This is a genomic window from Blastococcus sp. MG754426, from assembly GCF_021699055.1.
In the GTDB taxonomy this organism is placed as follows: Bacteria; Actinomycetota; Actinomycetes; order Mycobacteriales; family Geodermatophilaceae; genus Blastococcus.
This window is the reverse complement of sequence record NZ_SSXC01000147.1, coordinates 1-2173: the sequence shown is the minus strand read 5'-3', so window position 1 is coordinate 2173 and position 2173 is coordinate 1. Positions and strand designations below refer to the sequence as shown.

Below are 2173 nucleotides of genomic sequence, written 5' to 3'. Positions count from 1 at the left end.
CCCTCGGCATCGGGCTGGTCGGCTACGCGTTCATGGGCGCGGCCCATTCGCAGGCCTGGCGCACCGCCCCTCATTTCTTCGACCTGCCGCTGCGTCCGGAGCTGGCGGTGCTGGCCGGCCGTGATCCGGCCGGGGTGGCTGCGGCCGCCGAGCGGCTGGGCTGGTCGAGCACCGAGACCGACTGGCGTCGGGTGATCGAGCGTGAGGACGTGGACCTGGTCGACGTCTGCACGCCCGGGAACACCCACGCGGAGATCGCGATCGCCGCGCTGGAGGCCGGCAAGCACGTGCTGTGCGAGAAGCCGCTGGCCAACTCCGTGGCCGAGGCCGAGGCGATGGCCGAGGCCGCGGCGAAGGCGGCGGCGCGCGGTGTGCGGTCGATGGTCGGGTTCACCTACCGGCGGGTGCCGGCGGTGGCGCTGGCCCGCACGCTGGTCGCCGAGGGGCGGCTGGGGGAGATCCGGCACGTGCGGGCGCAGTACCTGCAGGACTGGATCGCCGATCCGGCCGCGCCGATGTCGTGGCGGCTGGAGAAGGACAAGGCCGGCTCCGGGGCGCTGGGTGACATCGGGGCGCACATCGTCGACCTGACCCAGCACATCACCGGGCAGGCCCTCACCGGCGTCAGCGCGATGCTGGAGACGTTCGTGACCGAGCGGCCGCTGCCCGCGTCCGCCGGTTCGCTGTCCGGCGTCGGGGGAGAGGGCACCGGGCGGGTCACGGTGGATGACGCCGCGGTGTTCCTGGGCCGGTTCACCGGCGGGGCGCTGGGCGTGTTCGAGGCCACCCGGTTCGCGCTGGGCCGCAAGAACGGCATCCGCATCGAGATCAACGGGTCGCGGGGCAGCCTGGCGTTCGACTTCGAGGACATGAACGTCCTGGAGTTCTTCGACGGCGACGAGCCCGCCGCGACCGCCGGCTTCCGCCGGATCATCGTCACCGAGCCCGAGCACCCCTACGTGGGTGCCTGGTGGCCGGCCGGGCACGGCCTGGGCTACGAGCACGGCTTCACCCACCAGGTCGTGGACCTGGTCACCGCCATCGCCGCCGGCGAGGACCCGGCGCCGTCGTTCGCCGACGGCCTGCAGGTGCAGCGGGTGCTCGACGCCGTCGAGCGCAGCGCCGCGGACCGCTCGACCTGGACCCCGATCCGAGGAGAGAACTGATGCCCCGTCCGGTCACCCTGTTCACCGGCCAGTGGGCCGACCTGCCCTTCGAGGAGATGTGCCGGCTGGCCTCCGGGTGGGGCTACGACGGCCTGGAGATCGCCTGCTGGGGCGACCACCTCGACGTCGAGCGCGCCGCGAACGACGACGCCTACGTGGCCGAGAGGCTCGCGCTGCTCGACGAGCACGGCCTGAAGGTGTGGACCATCTCCAACCACCTCAACGGCCAGGCCGTCTGCGACGACCCGATCGACGAGCGGCACCGCGGCATGGTGCACCCCCGGGTGTGGGGCGACGGCGACCCCGAGGGCGTGCGGCAGCGGGCCGCCGAGGAGATGAAGCTGACCGCCCGCGCGGCGGCCAGGCTGGGCGTGGACACCGTCGTGGGCTTCACCGGCAGCAAGATCTGGAAGACCGTGGCGATGTTCCCGCCGGTGCCCGAGTCGATGATCGACGAGGGCTACGCCGACTTCGCCGACCGGTGGAACCCGATCCTGGACGTGTTCGACGAGGTCGGGGTGCGGTTCGCCCACGAGGTGCACCCCTCGGAGATCGCCTACGACTACTGGACCACCGTGCGCACCCTGGAGGCGATCGGGCACCGGGAGGCGTTCGGGCTGAACTGGGACCCGTCGCACTTCGTGTGGCAGGACCTGGACCCGGTCGGCTTCCTGTGGGACTTCAAGGACCGCATCTACCACGTGGACTGCAAGGACGCCAAGAAGCAGGTCGGCAACGGCCGCAACGGCCGGATGGGCTCGCACCTGCCCTGGGCCGACCCCCGCCGCGGCTGGGACTTCGTCTCCACCGGGCACGGCGACGTCCCGTGGGAGGCCTGCTTCCGGATGCTCAACACCATCGGCTACGACGGGCCCATCTCCGTGGAGTGGGAGGACGCCGGCATGGACCGCCTCGTCGGCGCCCCCGAGGCGCTGGAGTTCGTGCGCCGGCTCGCCTTCGACCCGCCGTCGGCCGCCTTCGACGCCGCCTTCTCCAGCGGCAGCTGA

At 72.3% G+C, this 2173-nt stretch carries 2 protein-coding genes; both read left to right on the top strand.

Annotated elements, in window-relative coordinates:
• Positions 1-1166: Gfo/Idh/MocA family protein (locus tag E9549_RS22655; protein WP_236828862.1), on the top strand; the 1166-nt coding region annotated here is incomplete at its 5' end.
• A complete protein-coding gene (locus E9549_RS22650; RefSeq protein ID WP_236828861.1) occupies positions 1166-2173 on the top strand; it encodes a sugar phosphate isomerase/epimerase in 1008 nt (335 codons plus the stop codon). The genes E9549_RS22655 and E9549_RS22650, both read left to right, overlap by 1 nt.

Excerpts from the sequence above, each read along its gene's own strand:
- E9549_RS22650 (WP_236828861.1), top strand. The coding sequence starts at position 1,166 with ATGCCCCGTCCGGTCACCCTGTTCACCGGCCAGTGGGCCGACCTGCCC.